A 3,442-nucleotide genomic window follows, 5' to 3' on the forward strand; every position below is an offset into this window, starting at 1 on the left:
GCCGAGTCCCGAGCTGGGGGCGGCGTACACCCCGCCGAGCATGGGATCGACGAGCCGCGAGACCACCGCGTCGCCGAACCGGTCGGCCACGAGCCGGCCCAGCGAGACGTCCCCGCCGGGTTCCCACTCCAGCGGCGTGTCCGTCTCACGGGCGGCGACGGCCGACTCACCGGGGCTCAGCACACCGGACAGGCCGGCCACGTCGGACGGCAGCCCCATGAGGGTGCCGACCGGCATCGGGACCAGTCGACCGTCGGTGAGGATCGCCGGGCCGAGCGGTCCGGGGTGCCGCAGGGTGTCTGTCAGCCCCAGCTCGGCGACGAGCTCGGAGGCCTCCGGTCGGCGACCGATGAATGCCTCGGCCCCCAGCTCCATGGGGCCGGACGGGAAGTCGACGGTGTGCAACGCCCCACCGAGGGAGTCCGACGCCTCGAGGACCGTGATCCGTGCGCCGGGCAGGTCGAGGGAGAGCTGATAGGCGGCGGTGAGACCGCTGAGACCGCCACCGACCACCGCGACACGAGGGGCCATCCCTACGTCCCGGTCAGCTCGTGGACCAGCTCCACCACGTGGGTCACGGCACCCGGGTCGGTGGCGGGCAGGACGCCGTGCCCGAGGTTGAACACGTGCCCGCGGGCGCCCAGCTCACGTGCCCGCGCCCCCTCGTCGAGGATCCTGCGGACCTCGGAGTCCAGCGCCGAGCGGTCGGCGAAGAGCATGGCGGGGTCGAGGTTGCCCTGGAGCACCTTGCCCGGAGCCCGCACCGCGGCGTCGTCGAGCGGGATGCGCCAGTCCACACCGACGACCTCTGGACCGGCCTCGCCCATCGCCCCGAGCAGTTCTCCGGTGCCCACGCCGAAGTGGGTGCGGGGAACCGTGGAGATCACCTCGTCGGCGAAGATCCCGGTGGAGTGCGGGAGCACCATCGACCGGTAGTCCCGCAGGCTCAGCGCCCCGGCCCACGAGTCGAACAGCTGGACGGCGTCCACGCCCGCATCGATCTGCGCGCGCAGGAACACCGTGGTCAGGTCCGCCAACTTGGACATCAGTGCATGCCAGACGTCGGGGCGGGAGTACATCAGGGACTTCGTGTGCTCATGGTTACGGCTCGGTCCGCCCTCGATGAGGTAGGAGGCGAGGGTGAAGGGGGCGCCGGCGAAGCCGATGAGCGCGACCTCCGGGTCGAGCTCCGCCACCACCATGCGGACCGCCTCGCCGATCTTCTCGAGCCGGTCCGGGGTGAGATCGGGAAGCGCGGCGACCCCGGCCTCGTCGCGGATCGGCGATGCCACCACGGGCCCGGTGCCCGGCACGATGTCGATGTCCACACCCGCCGCCGCCAGCGGGATGACGATGTCGGAGAAGAAGATCGCGGCGTCCACCCCGTGACGGCGGACCGGCTGCAGGGTGACCTCGCAGGTCATCTCGGGGTCGAAACAGGCCTCGAGCATGGTGCTCCCGGCCCGGAGTTCGCGATACTCGGGAAGCGAGCGACCCGCCTGACGCATGAACCACACCGGCGTGTGAGCGGCACCGGTGCCCCCGACTTCGTCGAGGTAGGGGCCGGTCCCGGCCCGGCGCGCGGTGGCGCGGCCGGCGCCCTGGGTGTCAACGGACCTGGGATTCGAGGGCACATCGGAGTTCAGCACCCCCCCATGGTCCCACGAGTGCGCCACCGGGGCCCTCCACCCCACCCCGCTGGGCGACGGCGCGCCTCCTCGGGACGCCGCCGGGTGGTGGCTAGCGTGACGACCCGTGAGCACATCGGTCAATGACGGCGAGCCCGAGGTCTTCCGGGAGGCGGTCGAGTCGCTGTCCCGGCTCGAGGTCCGCCCTGAGATCTCCGTCGGCCCGATCCGTCCGCCGCAGAGACTGGCGCCGTACAGTCACGCGCTCGGGGTGGAGATCATCCCGCCGACCGGGGACGATGTGCCCGAGTTCTCCGACGGGGACGCGTTCGGTCGGCTGATCCTCCTCCACGACCCCTCCGGGGACGACGCGTGGAACGGCACGCTGCGGCTGGTCGCCTACATCCAGGCCGACATGGAGGCCTCACTCGCGGGCGATCCCCTGCTGCCCCAGGTCGCCTGGAGTTGGCTCACCGAGGCGCTCGACGAGGACGCCGGACCGTACACGTCGCTGGGCGGAACCGTCACCAGCACCGCGTCGGTCCGCTACGGCGACATCTCCGGACCGCCCCAGGCCCACCAGCTCGAGTTGCGCGCGTCGTGGACCGCCCTCGAGTCGAACCTGACCGGTCACGCCTCCGCCTTCTGCAAGACGCTCTCCCTGGCGGCCGGACTCCCGCCGGTCGGCGTGACCTCCCTGCATCGTCGGGCGTGAGCGGCCGACGACGCGGAGAGACCCCGCCGGGGGCGCCGCCGCCCCCGGCGGAGTACGAGTTCGTGGACGACGCCTCCGGCATCGGGTCGGTCGCCTCCGTCGTGGAGTCCTCGGCCGGACCGGTCGCGGTGGACGTCGAGCGCGCGTCGGGGATCCGCTACTCCGAGCGCGCCTTCCTCCTGCAACTACGCCCCGCCGGCGGGGCCGCACTGCTGGTGGACCCCGAGACGCCGGGCCAGACGGTCGGGCCGCTCGCGGGCGTCCTCTCCGGACGCCCCCTGCTCCTGCATGCCGCGAGCCAGGACCTCCCGTCACTCCGTGAGCTCGGGATCAGGCCGACGTCTGTCATCGACACCGAACTGGCCGGGCGGTTCCTCGGGATGGAACGGGTGAACCTCGGGGCGATGATCTCGGAGCACCTGGGCATCGGGCTGGCCAAGGCCCACTCGGCGGCGGACTGGTCGCGACGCCCGTTGCCCGCATCCTGGCTCGACTACGCCGCCTACGACGTCCTCTTCCTCCACGAACTGGCGGACGCGGTACTCCCCCGGCTCGACGAACTCGGCCGCCGCGACTGGTTCGAGGCCGAGTGCCGACACCTCGTCGACTCGGATCCGCCCGCCCCCGCCCCGGATCCCTGGCGCAGGCTGGCCCGCCTGACCTCCCTGCGCGACGCCCGCCAACTCGCCCGGGCACGGGAGTTGTGGATGGCGCGTGACCGGGTGGCCGCGGAGCGAGACATCGCTCCCAAGAGGTTGCTCACCGACGCGGCGATCATCGAGGCGGCACGCACCGCGCCGACGAACCGCACCGACCTGCTCGCGATCGAGGGGTTCGACGGCCCGCACCGCAGACGCCTGGCGGACGAGTGGCTGGCGGCGTTGGAGTGGGCCGCCGAACTCGGGCGTGGCGACCTCCCCTCTCGCCAGGCGCCGCGCGGGGAGCACCCCCCGCACACCAGTTGGAAGCGGACCGACCCGGGGGCGGCGGCGCTCCTGGACTCCGCGCGCGAGGCGCTCGGTGAGCTCGCCGAGGAGGTGGGAATCGAACAGGGGCTGCTGCTCAAGGCGTCGACGCTCCGGTTGTGGGCCTGGCGGGA

At 72.7% G+C, this 3,442-nt stretch carries 4 protein-coding genes; 2 read left to right on the forward strand and 2 right to left on the reverse strand.

Annotated elements, in window-relative coordinates; translation table 11 throughout:
• Positions 1-531 (reverse strand): FAD-dependent oxidoreductase (locus G6020_RS07510; protein ID WP_182610196.1); only part of this gene is annotated, 531 nt, incomplete at its 3' end.
• A gap of 2 nt (positions 532-533) precedes the next feature.
• The gene (hemE, locus tag G6020_RS07515; protein WP_182610197.1) at positions 534-1,649 is read right to left on the reverse strand and encodes a uroporphyrinogen decarboxylase; all 1,116 of its coding nucleotides are present in this window, start codon (positions 1,647-1,649) and stop codon (positions 534-536) included.
• Between the two features lie 106 nt (positions 1,650-1,755).
• Here hemE and G6020_RS07520 point away from each other — a divergent pair, with 106 nt between their 5' ends.
• Together G6020_RS07520 and G6020_RS07525 are read left to right on the forward strand one after the other, a co-directional pair.
• Positions 1,756-2,343 (forward strand): DUF3000 domain-containing protein, encoded by a 588-nt coding sequence (locus G6020_RS07520; RefSeq protein WP_179525398.1) that lies wholly within the window; start codon positions 1,756-1,758, stop codon positions 2,341-2,343.
• Positions 2,340-3,442, forward strand: a 1,103-nt coding sequence (locus G6020_RS07525) for an HRDC domain-containing protein (protein WP_182610198.1), incomplete at its 3' end; no start/stop codon positions are given. The genes G6020_RS07520 and G6020_RS07525, both read left to right, overlap by 4 nt.

This window comes from Dietzia sp. B19 (genome assembly GCF_014145155.1).
GTDB lineage: Bacteria > Actinomycetota > Actinomycetes > Mycobacteriales > Mycobacteriaceae > Dietzia > Dietzia natronolimnaea.